The sequence below is a fragment of the Hippea maritima DSM 10411 genome, from assembly GCF_000194135.1.
In the GTDB taxonomy this organism is placed as follows: domain Bacteria; phylum Campylobacterota_A; class Desulfurellia; order Desulfurellales; family Hippeaceae; genus Hippea; species Hippea maritima.
Map to the genome: position 1 here is coordinate 840,997 of NC_015318.1, position 19,676 is coordinate 860,672.

The following is a 19,676-nucleotide window of genomic DNA, read 5'->3' on the forward strand; positions in this document are numbered from 1 at the left end:
TATTGTGAGGAGGTGGAGTTATGAGGGGTAAGGTTATCTTGTTAGCACTCTTGGCTTTGGCAGTTGGATTACCAGCATTGGCTGCAGGTGATGCCCAGAGCGCCGAGGCGGCTGCAAATCTGGTATTAAAGAAGTACTACATGTTTGTTGCAATGGGCGGCGCAATTGGTTTGGGCTTGGCAGCTTTAGGTGGTGGAATTGGTCAAGGGCATGCAGTCAACGGAACTGCTTTAGGAACAGCAAGGAACCCCAGCATGTCTGGTAAGCTTCTTACTGTTATGATGATCGGTCTTGCTATGATCGAATCCTTGGTCATTTACATGCTTGTTATTGTTCTGATTATTCTTTACACAAATCCATTCCACATCTAAGCAATACAAGACAGCCAGAGAAACAGGTTGGGAGCCTTATGGCTCCCTTTTTTATTATTCACAGTAATTACACTTTTTATTCGCACAACACCATTTATCCTTCTTTTTAACAAACAAACTATAGCCACATTTTGGGCATTTCTGGTTTTTTAGCTCACCCTTTATAGTGAATTTGCACTCTGGATAGTTGGAGCAGCCGTAAAATCTGCCCCGTTTGGATGAGTATTCTATGAGATCACCGCCACATTCAGAGCACTTTAGACCTGTGGGATAGGGCTTTGTGTTCTTGCATTTTGGATAATTGGAGCAGGCTAGAAATTTACTCCCCTTTCTTGAGTATTTAACCACCATTGGAGCCCCACATTTGTCGCATTTGATCTCTGTAATCTCTTCCTGCAATGGTTTTGTGTATTTGCATTTAGGATAATTGGAACAGGCCAGAAACTTACCAAACCTGCCATGCCTTATAACAAGGTTTGCACCACACAGAGGACATACCTCATCTGTAGGCTCATCCTCTGGTTTTATCCTTTCCATATTTTCGTAGGCGTTTTCCAAAAGCACCTTGAACTTATCGTAAAACCTTTTTAAAAGCTCAAGTTTTGTCAACTCCCTATTTGCTATCTTGTCCAGGCCATCCTCCATCTGGGCTGTGAATTTAACATTTATGATGTCTGAGAAGAATTTATCGAGCATTCTGCTTGTTATTATGCCTATTTCCTCTGGATAGAATCTTTTGTCCTTCAGGACAACATAACCCCGCTTGATTATAGTATCGATAATTGTTGCATAGGTGGACGGCCTTCCGATACCGTGTTTTTCAAGCTCTTTTATAAGGCTCGCCTCTGTGTATCGTGGTGGGGGTTCAGTGAAGTGCTGTTTGGGCTTTACCTCGGTTAACTCAACAGATTGATTTTTCTTTAGGATGGGTATTTTATCTTCATTTAGCTTTGAGAATGTCCATATTCTTAAGAAACCATCAAATACTAGCTCTTTGTATGAAGCCTTGGCCTCAAAGTTATATGAAGTAAATGTTATTTTGGTATTCCTAAACTCTGCTGGTTTCATCTGTGATGCAACAAACCTGCGCCAGATCAAATCGTAAAGCTTAAACTGATCCTCCGTTAGATATGGCTTAACCATATCAGGCAGCAGGGCAGGGTCTGTAGGCCTTATAGCCTCATGTGCTTCTTGCGCTAACTTTGACTTCGTTTTGTAGGTAACAGGTTTGCTTGGAAGATACTCATCCCCTAAAAGCTCCTTAATCGTCCTTCTAACCTTAGTTAGAGCCTCTTTGGCTATATTAACTGAATCTGTTCTCATGTATGTTATAAGACCTATGCGCTCCTTGCCAATATCCACACCTTCATACAAACTTTGGGCTATCCTCATGGTTCTTTGAGCTGAAAAGCCTAAGTATGTGGATGCTGCCATTTGCATGGTGCTTGTTATAAATGGTGGTTCTGGTTTTCTTAAAGATTTGGTCTTTGTGATTGAATATACATTAAAGGATTCCTTTTCTATTTCCTCTTTTAGCTTGGATACCCTTGCTTTATCATCTTCCTTTTTAATAAACAATTTATCAAATTTCTCCCCATAGGCTTTGGTTAAATCGGCCTGAATGGAGTTTTCAAATATAAGGTGTATAGTCCAATACTCCTCCGGTTTGAAGCTTTGAATCTCCTCTTCCCTATCAACTATGAGCTTTAAAGCCACCGATTGAACCCTACCTGCCGATAAACCCTTTCTTATCTTTTTAGCAAGCAGGGGAGATAGCTTATAACCGACGATCCTATCAAGTATTCTTCTGGCTTCTTGTGAGTTGACCATATCCATATCTATTGAACGAGGGGATTTAATGGCATCCAATATTGCCTTTTTGGTTATTTCATGAAAGGCTATACGCTTTAGTTTGGTCTCATCAAGCTTTGTTGCCTGGGTTATATGCCATCCTATGGCTTCACCCTCCCTATCCTCATCTGTGGCAATATACACAAGATCTGAGTCCTTTGTTAATTTCTTTAACTCCCTAACTATGGGTTGTTTGTCCTTTGGTATAACATACTTTGGTTTGAAACCATCCTCTATGTCAACCCCGAAGGAGCTTTTTGGCAGATCCCTTATATGCCCATATGATGCCACAACACTGTAATTCTTGCCTAAGAATTTACTTATAGTTTTTGCCTTAGCTGGAGATTCAACCACAACAAGATTCATTCATCTCACCCCACATTAGTTTTTCTGATAGCTTCCGTTTGGCATAAGCCTAACAACACCCTTTAGATGCAGATCAAACAAAACCTCACTAACCTCACCGATATCCCTATTGATTTTTAAGGCTATCTCATCCTCTGTGATATCACCCTCCATAGCATTCAACACCTCTTTTTCTAACGGGCTCAGTTCAACTTCAGACTCTGTCTTTTCTGCCTCTTCTTTTAACTTTAAATAAAAATGACCAAGAATTGTGTTCACATCCAGCACGGGTATAGCCCCCTCGCTGATCAGTTTGTTTGTGCCCATACTCCTTTTTGAGAATATCTCGCCGGGAACGGCAAATACCGTCTTGGATTGCTCAGCGGCAAGCCTTGCTGTAATTAGAGAACCGCTTTTGATGTCAGCCTCAACGACCAAAACAGCCTCAGATAAGCCGACTATGATCCTGTTTCTTGCAGGAAAATTGTATTTTGCAGGTGGTGTACCCAAAGGAAACTCAGTGATTATGCAGCCCTCCTGAGACATCTTATCAAATAAAGGTTTATTCTCTTTGGGGTATATGATATCGATCCCACACCCCAAAACACCCACAGTATATCCACCACAACCAAGCGTGATCTTATGTGATAGGGCATCTATGCCCCTTGCAAGTCCGCTTACAACCTCAAAACCGCTCTCTATAAGCTGAGGCACAATGTGTTTTACAACCCTTTCACCATAACCGGATGGATACCTGCTTCCTACAATCGCTATAGGCAGGATCATATCCTTTAGGTTGCCTTTCACATATAAAATCACAGGTGGATATTCGATTTCCTTTAATCTTTCAGGATAATTATCGTCAAATACACTGATAACCTGTATCTTGTTTCTCTCTAAATAGGCAAGCTCTTTTGATAGATTTCTTGGCTTCAGCCTTGATTTTAGCTTGTCATACAAAGCTTCAAGGCTTCCGAAACTTAACGGGTCTTTTATGTTTGTTCCGCTTAAAAGAATCTTTAGTTCATTTTTCTCCAATCAGCAACCTCACATAACCCGAATAGTAATAATGTTCTTCAAAATTATCAAAACCAAACAAAGAAAGCTTGTCTTTTAGGTTTAAGCCTATAAACTCACTGGCTAAAGGGCATTCCCCATATTTAAAAACAGCTTTTACAAACGGATTCTGGCTTTTTAGATCAAATTCGTTGTAATCCAATACACAGAACCTGCCACCCTTTTTAAGGCTGTTGTATGCGTTTTTTATTATTAAATCCCTTTCTCTGTCAATAAAGCCATGCAGAACAAATGAGATAAACACCACATCAAACATATCATAAAACGGATGCGGTTTTCTTATGTCTTGATAGAATATCTTGACATTCCTATCTTTACAGCGTTTTTTGGCCTGCCTTATCATGTTTCTGCTTGTGTCAAACCCAACACACAGAGCGGTTGTATATTTTGCAATAAGACATAAGTTTTTAGCTGTCCCGCAACCCAGATCCAATACGGCATCGTTAGGTTTTATATTCAAATCATCCACAACCTTGCCGATAAACCTATCATAGCTAAAACCACTTATCAGCTTCATTATGCTATCGTAAGCCAAAGCTTCCCATCCATCAATTTCAACCTTGCTTAGTTGTTTGGACATTTTAACCTCCTGTTAGGCTTTATTGTTATAACTATTTTTCTCTTTTTTTCAAGAAAAAGTAAAAAATGGACAGATAGGCAAAAAAAGTGGGGGGAGGAAGCCCCCGATGAGATCTTAGTCGAAACCCAACAGCTTTCCTCCCTGATATATGATAACAGAGATAATGTATGGCACTATGGCGAGCAAGCCGATTTCAAACACCATAAGCCCCCATCCGAACTCCTGTTTTATAGCCGCAAGTGTGACTATGCACGGAATGAACAGAAGCATAAAAACCATAAACGAAAAGGATGAAAGAGGCGTCATAATTTTTGAAAGCTTGTCTTTATAGCTATTTTTGAATGATTCAAGTTCAAATGTATCTTGAGAGAAGCTTAAAAACATAGATTTAAAGGAAGAGCCTATAGCCTGAAAAAAGCCTGCAATTTGCTCTTTTGTATCCTGTAAAAAGTTTGAGCTTTGCTTATTATCCTCGCTGTCTTGATGTATCTTGAGTGTTTGGGATAAAGCCCCAACAACGGTTTCTTTTGCTATAACGCCCGGTATTATAGATGCTACGATGCGCCAGTCATCAAAACCGGCGGGCTTAAACACAAAAGAGACAGCTTTAGCCGTTTTCCCCAAAATAGAGTTTTCCAAACTTGAGTTAGCAGGCAGATAGATAACGCCCCAGAGCAACACCATAGCCAAAGCTATGACCGTCCCGGCCTTTACAATAAATGCCTTTGTCCTTGCCCATACAGAAGCCCAAATCATACTGAGCGTGGGTAATCTATAAGGTGGCAACTCAAGAAGAAGTGGTGCCTTATCCTCTTTAAAATATTCCGTTTTTCTTAATATTAACCCAACCATAAATGCAACAGCAATACCAAGTAAATACAAAGACAGAACCACCGTTGCTCTGTGTGTGCTAAAAAAGACAGCTGTAAACAAAGCATAGATGGGCAGCCTTGCGCCGCAGCTCATAAACGGAACCATTACGGCCGTCAGCTTTCTGTCGGTTTCCCTCTCAAGTGCCCTTGTCGCATAGATCGCAGGCACATTGCATCCAAAACCCAAAATCATTGGAATGAAGGCCTTTCCATTTAAACCCAACGAACTCATGACCCTATCCATAAGAAAGGCTGCTCTTGCCATATAACCGCTCTCTTCGAGCAATGCCAGAAAAAAATACAAGAAAAACATCAATGGAAGAAAGGACAGAACAAGACCTACACCACCTAAAATGCCATCTATAAGAAGCGATTTAAGCCAGTCTGGAGCCTGCGATATACCCAACGATATATATTTGGCTATGTAATCATTTACAAAACCATCGAACCAATCTATAAAAGGGGCCGAGCCATCAAATGTAAACTTAAAAGTTAGATACATAAACAGTAAAAATATGGGAATACCCAAGCTTTTGCTTATAAATATCTTGTCGAGCTTTTCCGTTATTGTGTAATCGTCCTTTTTGGTTTTTTTAAAGACCTTCTTTAAGATGCCATTTATTATGCCATAACGACTTTCCGCTAAAACGGTTTCTGCATCATCACCGAATCTTTCCTCTATTCTTTTGATGTTTTCATCGGCAAGCTTTGATATGTCCATACCCAACTCTTTCTTTAGTTTCTCTTTGGCATATTCATCTCTTTCTAATAGTTTTATGGCTATCCAGCGCAAAGGGTATCTTGTGTTTATTACATGCTGCTTTAGTTTTTTTACAACATCCATAATTTCAGATTCCAAAAACCCATCGTATCTCAATTTGTAATCCAATTTCTTGTGCTCTTTGGGGCAGGATATAGATATCTCCATAAGCTTCTGCAAACCTTCCCTTTTTATAGCGGATGTCGGCACAACTTTTACACCCAACATCTCAGAGAGGCCTTCTAAATCTATCTCATAGCCCAACTTTTTAAACTCATCAAACATGTTCAATGCTATAATTAGCGGTTTTTCCGTTTCCATCAAAAGAAGCGTAAGATACAGGTTTCTCTCGATATTTGTGGAGTCTATAACATTCACAATACAATCTGGATCCTGCTCAAAAATAAAATCGCGGGTTATTCTTTCCTCGATAGAGTATGGACTTAGGCTATATACACCAGGCAAGTCGGTTAAGGTTATTGTTTTACCTTTAAACTCAACTTCAGCTTCCTTTTTTTCAACTGTTACACCCGGCCAGTTGCCCACCTTTAGTTTGGAGCCGGCTATAGCATTGATTATGGCGGTTTTGCCTACATTTGGATTTCCAGCAAATGCTATATTCATTGTCTTTTTCCCTCCCTTTTAGAGCAGTATTTATACATCGGACAGAGTTTACAATTGAGTTTAATCAACCTTTTTACGATCGACTCCTTGTTATTCTTTTTCATTGGTAAATCCTTTCAACCTCTATGTTTTGTGCGTCTTTTCTCCTTAGAGAAAGGTTGTAATTTTTAATCTTAATTTCCAAAGGATCCCCAAGAGGTGCTATGTTTTTGATAACAAACTCCTCACCTTTAACAATCCCCATATCAAGCAATCTCTTTTTTGTCGTGGCATCGGATTTGATTTTTAATATCCTGCCACTTTCTCCTTTTTTTAGTTGAATCAACCTCATAAAAACCTCCCATTTAATTAATTTAAATAAACAATATTAGTTTTAACTAACTCTAATGGCAAAAAATATATTGCACATCACCTATGCATCTTTTTAAATGACCCAACGAGTGAGTGTATAAAAAGGGTATCCTTCTTCTGCGTGCAGCTGATTTAATAGTTTTCATGGTATTTTGATTTATGCAATTAATTAAAACAACAACAAGGTCGATCCCATTGGGTAGGTGCGCTTTTAGCCGATTTAGCTTCTCGGCTGGGTAATGAATCACGGTTTTTGCCTTGAGTGTTTCTTTTAAAAATGTTCTCAATGGGTCTATTTTGTCTCCGCCGACAACCAAAACTCCCATAAACACCTCCCTACCTTGTAAAAAGTTTAAATTTGCTCTACCATCACCTTATTTGCCATTCCTCGGCCTATACCAATCCTGATTTTGCCTACTGAGATTATCAAAGGCCCTGTATTTCTGTTTATCTCTACCTGAAGGATCGCATTGGGATGTATGCCCATAGCAAAGAGTCTTTGTTTTGCATTATCCCCACCAGCTATATTGACCACCCTTGCCCTAATTTTCTCTCCAACCATAGCCAACGGGAGCATCCCCACCTCCTTGTTCAATAGGAACTTTAAATTAACAAAATTCAGATAACCTAATTAAATTAGATAGGACTAATTTAAAAAATAAAAAACTGGATGTCAAGAATTTTATGTATTGATTTGTTCTTAAAAACCTGCTATTTTTCAAAAGAACCATGAGTAAATTAAAGAAAAATAGAGTTTTGGAGGTGCCCCATGAAACATTATAAAACCTATATCGGTGGTGAGTGGATTGAAACAGGTCAAACTATCGATGTCATAGACAAATACACAGGAGAGGTTATAGCAACTGTGCCAAAGGCGGATAGAAAAACCGTTGATATGGCGGTAAACTCAGCATATGAGGCTTTTGAAACAACCAAGAAGTTGCCTGCCTATAGAAGATCAGAGATATTGGAAAAGGCTGCAAATCTGATAAAGGATAGAGCAGAGGAGATTGCAACCACCATATGCAGAGAGGCAGGAAAAGCCTGGAAATACTCAATGGGCGAGGTATCAAGGGGTTATGAGACATTCAAATTTGCAGCAGAGGAGGCAAAACGCATACACGGTGAAACCGTGCCTATGGATGCAAGTGCCGGTGGTGTAGGCAGAATAGGCTATTACATAAGGGTTCCAATGGGTGTAATAGGAGCTATAACGCCGTTTAACTTCCCATTGAACTTGGTTGCTCACAAGGTCGCACCAGCTATAGCCAGTGGCAATACGATCGTATTAAAACCAGCCTCATCCACCCCTATAACAGCTTTGATATTAGCCGAGATTTTAGAAGAGGCAGGATTGCCAAAAGGGGCTTTTAATGTGGTAATAGGTCCAGGTGGTGAGGTTGGAGAACCGCTTATTACAAACGACAGGGTTAGAAAGATAACATTCACAGGCTCACCAAAGGTAGGAGATAGAATTACACGCATTGCAGGCATAAAAAGGGTTACACTTGAGCTTGGCAACAACTCTGCAACAATAATAGAAAAAGATGCCGATATAGATAAGGCTATTCCAAGATGCGTTGATAGCGCCTTTGCAAACTCGGGTCAGGTGTGCATATCCCTTCAAAGGATCTATGTACACAAGGATATAGCTGATGAATTTACAAAGAAGTTTGCAGAAGCCACAAAGAGGTTAAAGGTGGGCAATCCAGTTGAGAAGGATGTTGACTTAGGTCCTATGATAGATGAAGCTGAAGCAAAAAGGGCAGAGGAGTGGATAAAGGAAGCTATAAGCCAAGGTGCTCAGCTGATCGTTGGCGGTGAAAGAGAGGGTAGAGTGCTGCGTCCCACGGTTTTGAGAAATACAACAAAAGAGATGCGTGTTATGTGTATGGAGGTATTTGCCCCTATTGTTTCTATCGTTGAATATGACAGCTTTGAGGAGGCTATTCAGCATGTAAACGACTCAGACTATGGCCTGCAGGCTGGTATCTATACAAATGACATCAGAAAGATTCAATACGCCATAGACAATTTGGATGTAGGCGGTGTCATGATAAACGACACCTCTATTTTCAGGGTGGATCACATGCCATATGGTGGCAACAAGATGAGTGGTATAGGCAGAGAGGGCGTAAGGTTTGCTATAGAGGAGATGACAAATATCAAGATGGTGACAATAAACCTGAATTAAGAGAGGGGGTATCCTCTCTCTTTTATTTGGAGATAGTATGAGGTGGGCTACGACATTTGGCGCAAGTAGGGTAAATAATAGTGGATTATACCAAGAAGGTGTGGAATTGGGCAGATTCCTCGTTCAGAAGGGTTATGCTGTTAAATGTGGTGGATATCAAGGACTAATGGAGGCTGTTAGTAAGGGTGTAAAAGAGGTAGGCGGTGTGGTTGTTGGTATAGGGCTTGAGGCGTTTGAACCTCTAAGGGAAAACAACCCCTATTTAACCAAAAAGATAATCGCCAAGGATCTATTTGAAAGATTGAGGCTTTTGGTTAAGGATAGTGAGTTATTTATTGTGCAGCAGGGCAGTATAGGCACGCTAAATGAGTTGTTTTTGGTTTGGGCGCTTAAATACTCCTTAAAAGAAACATTTAGGGTTTGCTTAATTGGTGAAAAATACTTATCCTTTAAGAATTGTGATTTTATACCTAAGGATACCTTAAAGTTTTTAGAGTTATACAAAACACTTGAGGATTTTAAAGGGAGTCTTACCTAAATGGCGGAGAGGGCGGGATTCGAACCCGCGGTACGCCTAATGCGTACAGCTGATTTCGAGTCAGCCGCCTTCGACCTCTCGGCCACCTCTCCGCCTGTTTTTATAGCAAAGAGCTGGGGTTAAGTCAAAGAAATAGAGGGTGCTTCCCTCTATTTCTAGTTTATTAGTATTGTCGTTATCTTTTAGCAAAGATCTTCTAAGGCTTTCCTGATCCAGTTATATACCAAAAATTGCCGCCTGAGCCACCTGGCATTCCGTTCCTATTAGCATCCAAAGAGCGTCCCCAAATATCTTTAATATGATAATCGTAGCCAATATAAACAGTACATGGCTCTTGAGTATTACATATATTTCCTGCACTTGATCTCCACTTAATTGTTTTTGAGTTAACTCTACTAACAGAACCTCTAAGCAGGGTATCCTTGACTAAATTGTTTGCTTCTGATCTCGTAGTGTATATTTTAAGTCCGTCAACTATTGAAAACATATTGGGTGGGAGATTGAAAGATACTTGAATTTCTATATGGCCGCCACTTGATAAATGGGTGCTAATATTAGATATCTTGAATACAGTATTAGGGGGCTTGGTATCGGCAGGTATATACTTTACAGAGTTTATAGATTTCTTACCCGGTGCAGGCTTAGTCTGCCCAGGAAAACACCTAAGTTTTTTTGTCATTTTGTTGTTATTTTCATTTGTTTCCTGAATACGATTCACAAAAGCATCAACAATAACCGTAACTTTTTTACTTTGATACAAGGGAATTGTGCCTAAACTACCAGGTGGTGTAATTCTTAGTGTTCCATTTGGTTTGGACAATTTTTTGTTTCTGTCTATATAAGATAGCCTATATCCGTTGTTTTTAGAACCCACATAAAACTTTATTAATGCCTGTCCTGCTTTAGTGTTGTAATTAGGCAGAGAACCTGGACCATTATTCTTAATCGTTACCCAAATTCTGCAGTTTTTATCTATAGCAATATCTTTCACGGTTAAGTCAGGAAGTAATTTATATTTGACAAGTTTCGAGTTGGTTTTTGGATAAGCACCAACAGGCCCTTGTTTAAACTGAGATGTATTTTTCTTACATACGCTTTGGCGTAGAAGTTTTTTAAAGGCTATAATTTTCGAATTATAAACAAATTCTACTAAAAAGTCTCTCGTTGTTGGGTTTGAAAAGTGAGTCAAGTTGTTTGTCATCTTATTCTCACAAACAATTTTAAGCGGTAAAGCATCCCCTGCAATTGAGTCTGGTGCAATTGTTTGCCCAGGTAATGTATGACCATTTAGATAAAGTTTTCTACCATTTTGATACATATACACCTTTATGTAAAGATAGGAACCTACAAGATTAACTGTCCCTGCATTCTTCCATTTTATATACATAACATAATTGAAAGAGCCTGTTTTGTGCTTTTGTAGCCTCAAAGAGATAATGTCAACTTTTACTATCTTGTGTATCTTTGGTGAGTTTTTATTAATATTTCCTTTAAATAATATTTTAGCACCATAAGCACTAAAATTAAACAAGACAATAACCAAAATAACAAAAATCCACCTGCTTTTTAAACGCATAAACACCTCCCTTTACAGTAAAGACATGTTAAATTGCTATACTCTAGTTTTACATAACTTTATTAATCAGATATATTATACTAAAGATTTCAAGTTTTTCAAATAATTTGTTAAAGATGCAATTTAAAGATGAAAATCCCTTTATTTTCCTCCGAGTAGAATGGAAAAAACTTGCAAAATATATTTTTATTTGATATAAGAGACTCAACATGAAAGAAGTAAGTTTAAAAGTTAGCAAGGTTTCTTTTTATTTTATATATTTTAACTTTAACTATTATTATTGGTTTTTTGGCGGAGGGGGATAGTCTATTTAGACGGTGCTGCAGCAAACTTTTAAGCCGTTTGGATAGGCTATCCCAAGAGGATGGTCGATTCAAACGGCTTTTTTTATTGGCCGAAAAATTTTTTATGGAGGTGATTAAATGATTATTATTATGAAGCGATCGGCAACGGATGATGACATCGAAAGGGTTAACAAAAAAATTGAGAAGATGGGCTTAAAAGCGCATATTTCAAAAGGGAGCAGCAAAACTGTTATAGGAGTTATTGGAGATGTAGACAGTAAGATAAAGGAATATGACCCTGTAGCTACTCTGTCGTTGGATAAAGCCGTAGAGAGCGTTCAAAGGGTATCCAAGCCGTATAAATTAGCATCGAGGGAAAGTAGGAATGACGATACAATTATAGACGTTAAAGGTGTAAAGGTTGGTGGTGATACATTTACTCTCATTGCAGGTCCATGCTCTGTTGAAAACAGAGAACAGGTATTAACTACAGCAAGGGGCATAAAAAAATGCTCAGCACACATGTTAAGAGGAGGAGCCTTCAAGCCGAGAACGTCACCTTATAGTTTTCAAGGGTTAGGTGAGGAAGGATTAAAACTCCTAAAAGAGGCTTCCGAAGAAACTGGGCTTCCTGTAGTTACAGAGGTTATGAATCCAAAGGATTTGGATGTAGTACTTAAATATGCAGATGTTCTTCAAATAGGAGCAAGAAACATTCAAAACTTCTCCTTACTTAAACTTGTCGGGCAAACAGATAAACCAGTACTCTTAAAAAGAGGTATGGCAACAACGATTCAGGAATTCTTAATGAGCGCTGAGTATGTAATGAGTGAAGGTAATGCTGATGTAATGTTATGCGAAAGAGGTATAAGAACATTTGAAACAGCAACGAGGAATACCTTGGACATATCAGCCGTACCTGTACTAAAAAAGGAGACCCACCTGCCTGTTTTAATAGACCCTTCACATGCCGCAGGCAAAAGGGATTATGTCCCTGCATTATCCAGAGCTGCCATAGCTGCAGGTGCCGACGGTCTTTTGATAGAAGTTCATTACAATCCTCAAATCGCAGTATCCGATGCAGCCCAACAGCTTACAATTGAGGAATTTTGCCAGCTGGTTGATGAACTAAGGAAAATAGGGGAAGTGGTGGGTAAAATAATCCAGTAATTAGTTTTTAATAACTTTTGACATAAAAGGCATAGTTTTCTATATTAAACTAACTCTTTGTATGTAAGGGATGGGGTTATGGAAAGTGTGAATGTAGGATTGTTGGGTGTTGGGACTGTTGGAAGCGGCGTTGTAAATATACTTACACACAATGCTGATATAATAAAAAAGAGGCTTGGATTTGAGCTAAACCTAAAAAAGGTATATGCAAAACATATAAAGGATGAAGTAAAACCTTTACTTGAAGGTAAGATAGCCTCAAGCTATGAGGAACTATTGGCAGAAGATATCGATATAGTGGTTGAGCTTATTGGAGGAACGACCTTTGCAAAAGATTTTATCCTAAAGGCGATCCAAGCCAAAAAAAGCGTAGCTACAGCCAATAAAGCGCTGCTTGCAGAATACGGTTATGAGATATTCTCAGAAGCCTTCAATAATAAAGTAGATGTGGGCTACGAAGCTGCTGTTGCCGGTGGAATCCCTATAATAAAGGCTATAAAAGAATCTTTAGCAGCTAATCATATAAAATCCATTAAAGCTATAGTAAACGGTACCTGTAATTACATCCTATCGGAGATGTTTTATAAGGAAATATCCTTTGAAAAGGCCTTAAAAGATGCCCAAGAAAAGGGTTTTGCCGAGGCAGACCCCACGTTTGACATAGAGGGTATAGATTCAGCCCATAAGATGGCCATATTAAGTTCTATCTCGTTTGGCGATAATGTAAAGGCTAAAGATGTTTATACAGAAGGTATAACCAACATAGATTTACTGGATATAAAATTCGCAGATGAGTTTGGTTATAGGATAAAACTCATTGGTATAACCAATTTAGTTGATGGAAAGATAGATGTAAGGGTGCATCCAACATTGATAAAAAAAGACGACATACTCGCAAAAACAGATGGTGAATTCAATGCCATCAAAGTAAAGACAGATATGAACGATGAAACCATTTATATTGGTAAAGGTGCGGGAAGCCTACCAACAGCAAGTGCCGTAGTTGCAGATGTCATGGATATAGCAAGAAACATTAAAAATAAAACGAATCTCAGGGTGCCACTTATGGCATTTCCGTTCAATTATGTAAAGAAAAGGGATATCGTAAATATAGATGATCTGACCATGAGTTATTACTTGAGATTCACGGTAAAAGACCAGGCGGGTGTTTTATCCAAAATCTCAGGCATTCTTGGAGAATACAATATAAGCATAAAGAGCGTGGTGCAATTAGGGAAAAACGAGGAATGGGTGCCTTTGATTGTTTTTACACACAAGGCAAGAGAGAAAGATATAAAGCAGGCATTAACAATCATAGAAAAACTCGATATTATAAAAGAAAATGTTTTATTGGTGAGAGTAGACGATGAAGAATAAAAAATTATGGGGCGGTAGGTTCTCCTCCTCAACCGATAGCGTTATGGAGACATTTTCCGAATCCATTAGTTTTGACAAAAGGCTTTATGAATACGATATAGCAGGCTCAATAGCCCATGCTCAGATGCTTGCCAAACAAGGCATTATAAAAGATGAGGAAGCCGATAAAATAATTGAGGGTTTACGCAAAATAAAACGCATGATAGAGGAAGGCGAATTTGAATTTAGAATAGAAGATGAAGATATACACATGAACATAGAACGCAAGCTTATAGAGATTGTTGGTAAGGTCGGAGGTAAACTACATACAGCAAGAAGCAGAAATGACCAGATAGCATTAGATATAAGGCTGTTCTTAAGAGATGCTACAATTCACATTATAGATAGACTTACAGATATACTTAAACATTTTCTAAGTCTGGCAGAGAAATATATAGATGTTGTTATGCCCGGCTTTACACACCTGCAACATGCACAACCTGTTCTGTTTTCCCATTACATACTTGCCTATTATGAAAAATTTAAAAGAGATAGGGATAGATTTAGGGATACCTTGAAAAGGATCGATGTATTACCTTTGGGTAGTGGTGCTCTTGCAGGCACAAGTTTTCCCATAGATAGAAAATATGTGGCAGAACAGTTGGGTTTTTCAAAAATCTCAAGAAACTCTATGGATGCTGTATCTGACAGAGATTTTGCTATTGAGTTTTTATCGGATGTTGCCATATGTGCAATGCATGCGTCGAGGTTTGCCGAAGAAATGGTTATATTCTCATCGCAAGAGTTTGACTTTATTGAGCTACCCGATGAGTTTTGCACTGGCTCAAGCATAATGCCACAGAAGAAAAACCCGGATGCTATGGAGTTGATACGGGGTAAAACAGCAAGAACATACGGAAACCTTATTCAGATGCTAGTTTTAATGAAAGCGCTGCCTTTAACATACAACAGGGATATGCAAGAAGACAAGGAATCACTTTTTGACTCAATCGATACAATAATTGGTACATTAGATGTGTTAAGTGGGGTTATACCCAAAATCAAGCCAAAAATAGAATCACTACAAAAAGCTCTTGATAAGGGTTTTATAACAGCAACAGATTTAGCGGACTATCTGGCAAAGAAAGGTATGCCTTTTAGGGAAGCCCACAAAGTAGTAGGCCAAATCGTTGCTTATGCAGAAAAAAACAACAAAGAGCTAAACGAGATATCAATAGAAGAGTTGAAGTCGTTTTCAGATTTAATAGAGAACGATGTTTTGGATGTGTTGCATTACAGAAAGGCTGTAAACTCAAGAACAAGCTACGGGGGAACGGCAAAAGATAATGTATTAAATATAATCGAAGAAATTAAAAAGGAGCTTTCGATAAGACAGGATGGCAATACTGTGAAATGTCCACGTTGTGGCTATCCGGTTAAGGTTTACAAAAATCCTATACCCACCACTGACATAATAATAAAGGTTGATGATAAAATTGTTCTGATAAAGAGAAAGAATCCACCGTATGGGTGGGCAATTCCTGGTGGCTTTATAGATTACGGTGAATCAGCTGAACAGGCTGCAATCAGGGAAGCAAAAGAGGAGACGGGTTTGGATGTGGAGTTGGAGAGTGTTCTTGGGGTTTACTCAGATCCAGACAGAGACCCAAGGCAGCATACTATAACAACGGTTTTTATAGCTAAAGCAAAAGGTAGACCAAAGGCTGGGGATGATGCTGAGAGTCTTGGTCTTTTTGATAAAGATAATTTACCTGAGACAATAGCATTTGACCATAAAAAAATACTTAAGGACTTCTTTGAAAAGCATAATGTCTGAAACCCTTGAATTAAAAAGTACAGGCGGTGCTAAGAAAAAGCTTACAATAAAAAATAGGTGCTTCTCAAATAATATTGTCAATATAGGCAATGTGAAATTATTTGAGGCCACCCAGAAGATATTAGAGAATAGGAATATAAAAACCCAAAGTCAAATAAAGAATTTTTTATACCCATCTTTATCACAACTCTATAACCCTTTCCTGCTTAAAGATATGGATATAGCCATAGATAGGATTGCAAGAGCCGTTTATAACTCAGAAAGAATATTCATTGTAGGAGATTACGACACGGACGGTGTAACATCAACGAGTTTGCTTTTGAGATTTTTTAAAGAAATTGGAGTAAAAGCTGGATTCTATATACCTACAAGGGATGATGGATATGGTTTGAGCCTTGAGGCTATAAAAAAAGCTATAAACGAGAAAGCTAAGCTGATAATAACAGTAGACAACGGCATTACAAGCATAGATGAAGTAGAGTTTGCAAAAACTGTTGGTATAGACGTTATCATAACAGACCATCACGAACCTCAAGATGTACTACCCAAGGCCTTTGCGGTAGTTGACCCAAAAAGAAACGATTCAAAGTTCCCGTTCAAGGAATTATCCGGTGTAGGTGTGGCATTCAACCTTATAATGGCACTGAGGAATAAACTTAGAAAAGATGGTTTTTTTAGAGGTAAAGGGGAACCGAATCTAAAAAAATATTTAGACTTGGTAGCTTTAGGAACTCTCGCTGACATCGTTCCTCTACTGGATGAAAATAGGGTTTGTGTAAAAATAGGATTGTTCAATAAAAACCATTCTACTGTTGGTTTGGAATTACTCAAGAAGGTTTCAGGTATAGAAGGCTGCCTAACATCTAAACATGTTGGCTTTGTCATAGCTCCAAGAATTAACGCAGCAGGGAGATTGTCGGATGCTTCAATTGTAGTTGACATGTTTTTAAAAGATGATGCTAAAGAAGCAGAAACAATAGCCCTAAAATTAGAAGAAATAAACAATCAAAGAAGGAAATTGCAACTAAAGATAATAAACGAAGTAGAAAAATATGCCAGAAATTTAAGTAGTAACGTTATTGTTGCGGCCAAAGAGGGATGGCATAAAGGTGTAATAGGCATAGTGGCTAATGCTATAGCCTATAAATTTAAAAAACCAACTATAATCATAAGCAAAGAGAATAAAATCAGCATAGGTAGCGGAAGGAGTATTGGAGAGATAGACTTATTCTCTGCTATAAAAGAGACATCAGATATACTTGAAAGATTCGGCGGGCATAAAATGGCTGTTGGCATTACAATAAAAAATGATAGAATTGAGGAGTTTTCAGAGAGACTGAATGAAATTATCTCAACTAAGTATTCAGAGGAATCCGCAACAGCAAAATACGAGGCTGATTGCGAGGTGCTTCTATCAATATTTAATAGAAGGTTTGTTGAAGAACTATCATTGCTCGAACCTCATGGACCTTTAAATGAGGAACCGTTGTTTTTTGCAAGAAACGTTGTTGTTAAAGATGAGGCCATGATACTGGACAAATACCCTAAATATCTTTTAGATGATGGAACTTCAAGCCTATGGATGGTTAGCTTCGAAGGTGTTAAGCTTGATGTTGGGGGGGTTTATGATGTTTTGTTTTCGGCCTATATAAAAAACGGATATATGTCCTTCAGCCTAAAGGACGCCTTTTATGTAATTTAAGGAGGGAAATGTGAGACTATCGGAAAATGCTCTTATTGTTTTAAAGAGTAGATACTTACAAAAAGATTCTGATGGCAACATAATAGAAACACCGGAGCAGCTTATAGAAAGAGTAGCAAAAGCTATAGCTAAAGCCGACGAAAATTACTCAGCAACCAAGGAAGAAATAGAAAAAACAACGAATGAGTTTATGGATGTAATGTCTGAACTTAAGTTTTTACCCAATACACCTACTTTAGTTAACGCAGGACGCCCTTTAGGTCAATTATCCGCATGCTTTGTGCTTCCAATAAATGATAGCATGGATAGCATTTTCGACGCCGTAAAAGCAACGGCATTGATACATAAATCTGGTGGTGGAACAGGCTTTTCTTTTTCCAGACTTAGACCTAAAAACGACATAGTAAGTTCTACGATGGGTGTTTCCAGTGGGCCTGTCTCCTTTATGAAGGTTTTTGACTGTGCAACCGAAGCAATTAAACAAGGCGGCGTAAGACGTGGAGCAAACATGGGCATCCTGAGAGTTGACCATCCAGATATACTCGATTTTATACATTGCAAGGATAAAGAAGGGGAGTTTTCAAATTTTAATATATCTGTAGCTATAACAAATAAGTTTTTAGATGCCTTAAAGAACGATGAAGAGTATGAACTAATAAACCCCAGAAACAAAGAAGTAGTTGGTAAACTAAAAGCTTCGTTTGTTTGGGATGAAATAGCCAAAAGCGCCCATAAGAGTGGAGAACCTGGCATAATTTTCATAGACAGAATAAATGAAAAGCACCCGCTATCAAAAGAAGTAGGGGAAATAGAAAGCACGAATCCATGCGGTGAACAACCACTTCTACCCTTTGAAAGTTGTAATCTTGGTTCAATAAACCTTGGTAAGTTTGTAAAAGGCAAATCTATCGACTGGGATAACCTAAAAAAGACTGTATTTACGGCTGTCCATTTTCTTGATAACGTTATAGACGTAAACATATACCCATTAAAAAAGATAGAAGAAAATACCAAAAAGAATAGAAAAGTAGGCCTGGGTGTCATGGGTTTTGCCGACATGCTTATAGATCTCGGCATCCCTTATGATAGCAAAGAAGCCATAAAATTAGCAGAAGATGTAATGTGTTTTATACAAAAAATATCCAAAGAGGCATCGAGTGAACTCGCAAAAAAGAGAGGAAACTTCCCTAATTATAAATACAGCATCTATTCAAAAGAAAACATACCTATGAGGAATGCTACAACAACAACCATTGCACCTACCGGATCAATCTCTATGATAGCAGATGCATCGAGTGGAATAGAGCCTATTTTCGCCCTTGCTTATTATAAACAGGTTTTAGACGGAAAAAGGCTGCCTTATGTATACGAAAGATTGTTCAATGTATTGAAGGATAGAGGCATATACACAGAGAAACTTGCAGAAAGAATAATTGATAACAGGGGCAGCCTAAAGGGTATAGAGGAAATACCGGAAGACATAAGAAAACTCTTTGTTACAGCCATGGATATAACCTATAAGGCCCATATAGATATTCAGGCAGCATTTCAAAAATACACAGACAATGCTGTATCAAAAACCATTAACATGCCAAATTCAGCTACAGTTGTAGATGTAAAAGAAGCCTACAACTATGCATACAAAAATGGACTGAAAGGAATAACGGTTTACAGGGATGGCTCAAGACAAGAGCAGGTATTGGTTGTAGCTAAAAAAGAGGAGAAAAAATTACCAGAAAACTTCACAAGACCCGTTGTGCTCAATGGATTTACAGAAAAGGTGAAGACTTCAAGGGGAACCCTATATGTTACCATAAACACAGTAAACGATGACCCTATAGAGGTATTTGCCAACATAGGAAAATCAGGCGGAGACATATCTGCATTAAGCGAAGCCATAGGAAGACTAATCTCAATAGCACTTCAAAACGGTGTCCACGTTAAAAACATAGTAAACACATTGATAAGCATAACTGGGGCTCAGCCTATTTGGAGTAACGGTAGGCTAATTAAATCGGTTCCTGATGCAATAGCTCAAGTCTTAAGAGACCATTTTTTAAGAAACGGAAACGAAAAAGAACCACCTAAAGTAATAGCGGGAGAGGAGTGTCCGGAATGCGGCTCTCCTCTTGAGATAGTAGAAGGATGCGCCGTTTGCAGAAATTGCGGATATTCAAGATGCGGTTAA

Annotated in this window: 16 protein-coding genes and 1 tRNA gene; 8 read left to right on the top strand and 9 right to left on the bottom strand. The window is 38.5% G+C overall.

Features of this window, described 5'->3' with window-relative positions:
• The first annotated feature begins 20 nt into the window (after window positions 1-20).
• On the top strand, window positions 21-371 hold the full coding sequence (locus tag HIPMA_RS04375; protein WP_013681860.1) for an ATP synthase subunit c family protein: 351 nt from the start codon (window positions 21-23) through the stop codon (window positions 369-371).
• Window positions 372-425: 54 nt separating this feature from the next.
• On the opposite strand, the gene topA is transcribed toward HIPMA_RS04375, so the two are convergent.
• The 7 genes from topA to HIPMA_RS04410 form a co-directional block, all read right to left on the bottom strand.
• Window positions 426-2,588, bottom strand: coding sequence for a type I DNA topoisomerase (gene topA / locus HIPMA_RS04380; protein WP_013681861.1), 2,163 nt, complete (start codon window positions 2,586-2,588; stop codon window positions 426-428).
• A 15-nt stretch (window positions 2,589-2,603) separates the two neighbouring features.
• The gene (gene dprA / locus HIPMA_RS04385; protein ID WP_013681862.1) at window positions 2,604-3,605 is read right to left on the bottom strand and encodes a DNA-processing protein DprA; all 1,002 of its coding nucleotides are present in this window, start codon (window positions 3,603-3,605) and stop codon (window positions 2,604-2,606) included.
• Entirely contained in the window at window positions 3,592-4,224 is a 633-nt protein-coding gene (locus HIPMA_RS04390) for a class I SAM-dependent methyltransferase (protein WP_013681863.1), read from the bottom strand. Before HIPMA_RS04390 ends, dprA begins: the two co-directional genes overlap by 14 nt.
• 114 nt (window positions 4,225-4,338) lie before the next feature.
• Complete coding sequence (gene feoB, locus HIPMA_RS04395) at window positions 4,339-6,480, bottom strand: ferrous iron transport protein B (protein ID WP_013681864.1); 2,142 nt, start codon at window positions 6,478-6,480, stop codon at window positions 4,339-4,341.
• Window positions 6,481-6,580: 100 nt separating this feature from the next.
• Window positions 6,581-6,811: a FeoA family protein gene (locus tag HIPMA_RS04400; protein ID WP_013681865.1), complete on the bottom strand. Its 231-nt coding sequence runs from the start codon at window positions 6,809-6,811 to the stop codon at window positions 6,581-6,583.
• A gap of 52 nt (window positions 6,812-6,863) precedes the next feature.
• Window positions 6,864-7,157 (bottom strand): DUF2325 domain-containing protein, encoded by a 294-nt coding sequence (locus HIPMA_RS04405; RefSeq protein WP_013681866.1) that lies wholly within the window; start codon window positions 7,155-7,157, stop codon window positions 6,864-6,866.
• Window positions 7,158-7,183: 26 nt separating this feature from the next.
• Complete coding sequence (locus HIPMA_RS04410; protein WP_013681867.1) at window positions 7,184-7,408, bottom strand: FeoA family protein; 225 nt, start codon at window positions 7,406-7,408, stop codon at window positions 7,184-7,186.
• 192 nt (window positions 7,409-7,600) lie between these two features.
• On the opposite strand from HIPMA_RS04410, the gene HIPMA_RS04415 reads away from it, so the two are divergent.
• Both HIPMA_RS04415 and HIPMA_RS04420 read left to right on the top strand, forming a co-directional pair.
• Window positions 7,601-9,025 carry an aldehyde dehydrogenase family protein gene (locus HIPMA_RS04415; protein ID WP_013681868.1) on the top strand — a complete coding sequence of 475 codons (1,425 nt, stop codon included), beginning with the start codon at window positions 7,601-7,603 and terminating at the stop codon, window positions 9,023-9,025.
• A 37-nt stretch (window positions 9,026-9,062) separates the two neighbouring features.
• Complete coding sequence (locus HIPMA_RS04420; protein ID WP_013681869.1) at window positions 9,063-9,563, top strand: SLOG cluster 4 domain-containing protein; 501 nt, start codon at window positions 9,063-9,065, stop codon at window positions 9,561-9,563.
• Between the two features lies 1 nt (window position 9,564).
• On the opposite strand, the gene HIPMA_RS04425 is transcribed toward HIPMA_RS04420, so the two are convergent.
• A tRNA-Ser gene (locus tag HIPMA_RS04425) sits at window positions 9,565-9,655 on the bottom strand.
• Between the two features lie 104 nt (window positions 9,656-9,759).
• A complete protein-coding gene (locus HIPMA_RS04430; RefSeq protein WP_013681870.1) occupies window positions 9,760-11,139 on the bottom strand; it encodes a hypothetical protein in 1,380 nt (459 codons plus the stop codon).
• A 422-nt stretch (window positions 11,140-11,561) separates the two neighbouring features.
• Here HIPMA_RS04430 and aroF point away from each other — a divergent pair, with 422 nt between their 5' ends.
• The 5 genes from aroF to HIPMA_RS04455 all read left to right on the top strand — a co-directional run bounded on the left by aroF (window position 11,562) and on the right by HIPMA_RS04455 (window position 19,676).
• Window positions 11,562-12,593: a 3-deoxy-7-phosphoheptulonate synthase gene (aroF, locus tag HIPMA_RS04435; RefSeq protein WP_013681871.1), complete on the top strand. Its 1,032-nt coding sequence runs from the start codon at window positions 11,562-11,564 to the stop codon at window positions 12,591-12,593.
• Between the two features lie 78 nt (window positions 12,594-12,671).
• The gene (locus tag HIPMA_RS04440; RefSeq protein ID WP_013681872.1) at window positions 12,672-13,970 is read left to right on the top strand and encodes a homoserine dehydrogenase; all 1,299 of its coding nucleotides are present in this window, start codon (window positions 12,672-12,674) and stop codon (window positions 13,968-13,970) included.
• Complete coding sequence (gene argH / locus HIPMA_RS04445) at window positions 13,960-15,786, top strand: argininosuccinate lyase (protein ID WP_013681873.1); 1,827 nt, start codon at window positions 13,960-13,962, stop codon at window positions 15,784-15,786. The genes HIPMA_RS04440 and argH overlap by 11 nt, the downstream gene beginning before the upstream one ends.
• Complete coding sequence (gene recJ / locus HIPMA_RS04450) at window positions 15,779-17,488, top strand: single-stranded-DNA-specific exonuclease RecJ (protein ID WP_013681874.1); 1,710 nt, start codon at window positions 15,779-15,781, stop codon at window positions 17,486-17,488. The genes argH and recJ overlap by 8 nt, the downstream gene beginning before the upstream one ends.
• Window positions 17,489-17,498: 10 nt before the next feature.
• Window positions 17,499-19,676 carry a vitamin B12-dependent ribonucleotide reductase gene (locus HIPMA_RS04455; protein WP_013681875.1) on the top strand — a complete coding sequence of 726 codons (2,178 nt, stop codon included), beginning with the start codon at window positions 17,499-17,501 and terminating at the stop codon, window positions 19,674-19,676.

Bases quoted from the DNA above. Each gene is read 5' to 3' on its own strand.
- recJ (WP_013681874.1), top strand. From the start codon at position 15,779: ATGTCTGAAACCCTTGAATTAAAAAGTACAGGCGGTGCTAAGAAAAAG.
- HIPMA_RS04405 (WP_013681866.1), bottom strand. From the start codon at position 7,157: ATGGGAGTTTTGGTTGTCGGCGGAGACAAAATAGACCCATTGAGAACA.
- HIPMA_RS04410 (WP_013681867.1), bottom strand. From the start codon at position 7,408: ATGCTCCCGTTGGCTATGGTTGGAGAGAAAATTAGGGCAAGGGTGGTC.
- aroF (WP_013681871.1), top strand. From the start codon at position 11,562: ATGATTATTATTATGAAGCGATCGGCAACGGATGATGACATCGAAAGG.
- argH (WP_013681873.1), top strand. From the start codon at position 13,960: ATGAAGAATAAAAAATTATGGGGCGGTAGGTTCTCCTCCTCAACCGAT.
- HIPMA_RS04430 (WP_013681870.1), bottom strand. From the start codon at position 11,139: ATGCGTTTAAAAAGCAGGTGGATTTTTGTTATTTTGGTTATTGTCTTG.
- topA (WP_013681861.1), bottom strand. From the start codon at position 2,588: ATGAATCTTGTTGTGGTTGAATCTCCAGCTAAGGCAAAAACTATAAGT.
- HIPMA_RS04420 (WP_013681869.1), top strand. From the start codon at position 9,063: ATGAGGTGGGCTACGACATTTGGCGCAAGTAGGGTAAATAATAGTGGA.
- HIPMA_RS04415 (WP_013681868.1), top strand. From the start codon at position 7,601: ATGAAACATTATAAAACCTATATCGGTGGTGAGTGGATTGAAACAGGT.
- HIPMA_RS04390 (WP_013681863.1), bottom strand. From the start codon at position 4,224: ATGTCCAAACAACTAAGCAAGGTTGAAATTGATGGATGGGAAGCTTTG.
- HIPMA_RS04400 (WP_013681865.1), bottom strand. From the start codon at position 6,811: ATGAGGTTGATTCAACTAAAAAAAGGAGAAAGTGGCAGGATATTAAAA.
- HIPMA_RS04375 (WP_013681860.1), top strand. From the start codon at position 21: ATGAGGGGTAAGGTTATCTTGTTAGCACTCTTGGCTTTGGCAGTTGGA.
- feoB (WP_013681864.1), bottom strand. From the start codon at position 6,480: ATGAATATAGCATTTGCTGGAAATCCAAATGTAGGCAAAACCGCCATA.
- HIPMA_RS04440 (WP_013681872.1), top strand. From the start codon at position 12,672: ATGGAAAGTGTGAATGTAGGATTGTTGGGTGTTGGGACTGTTGGAAGC.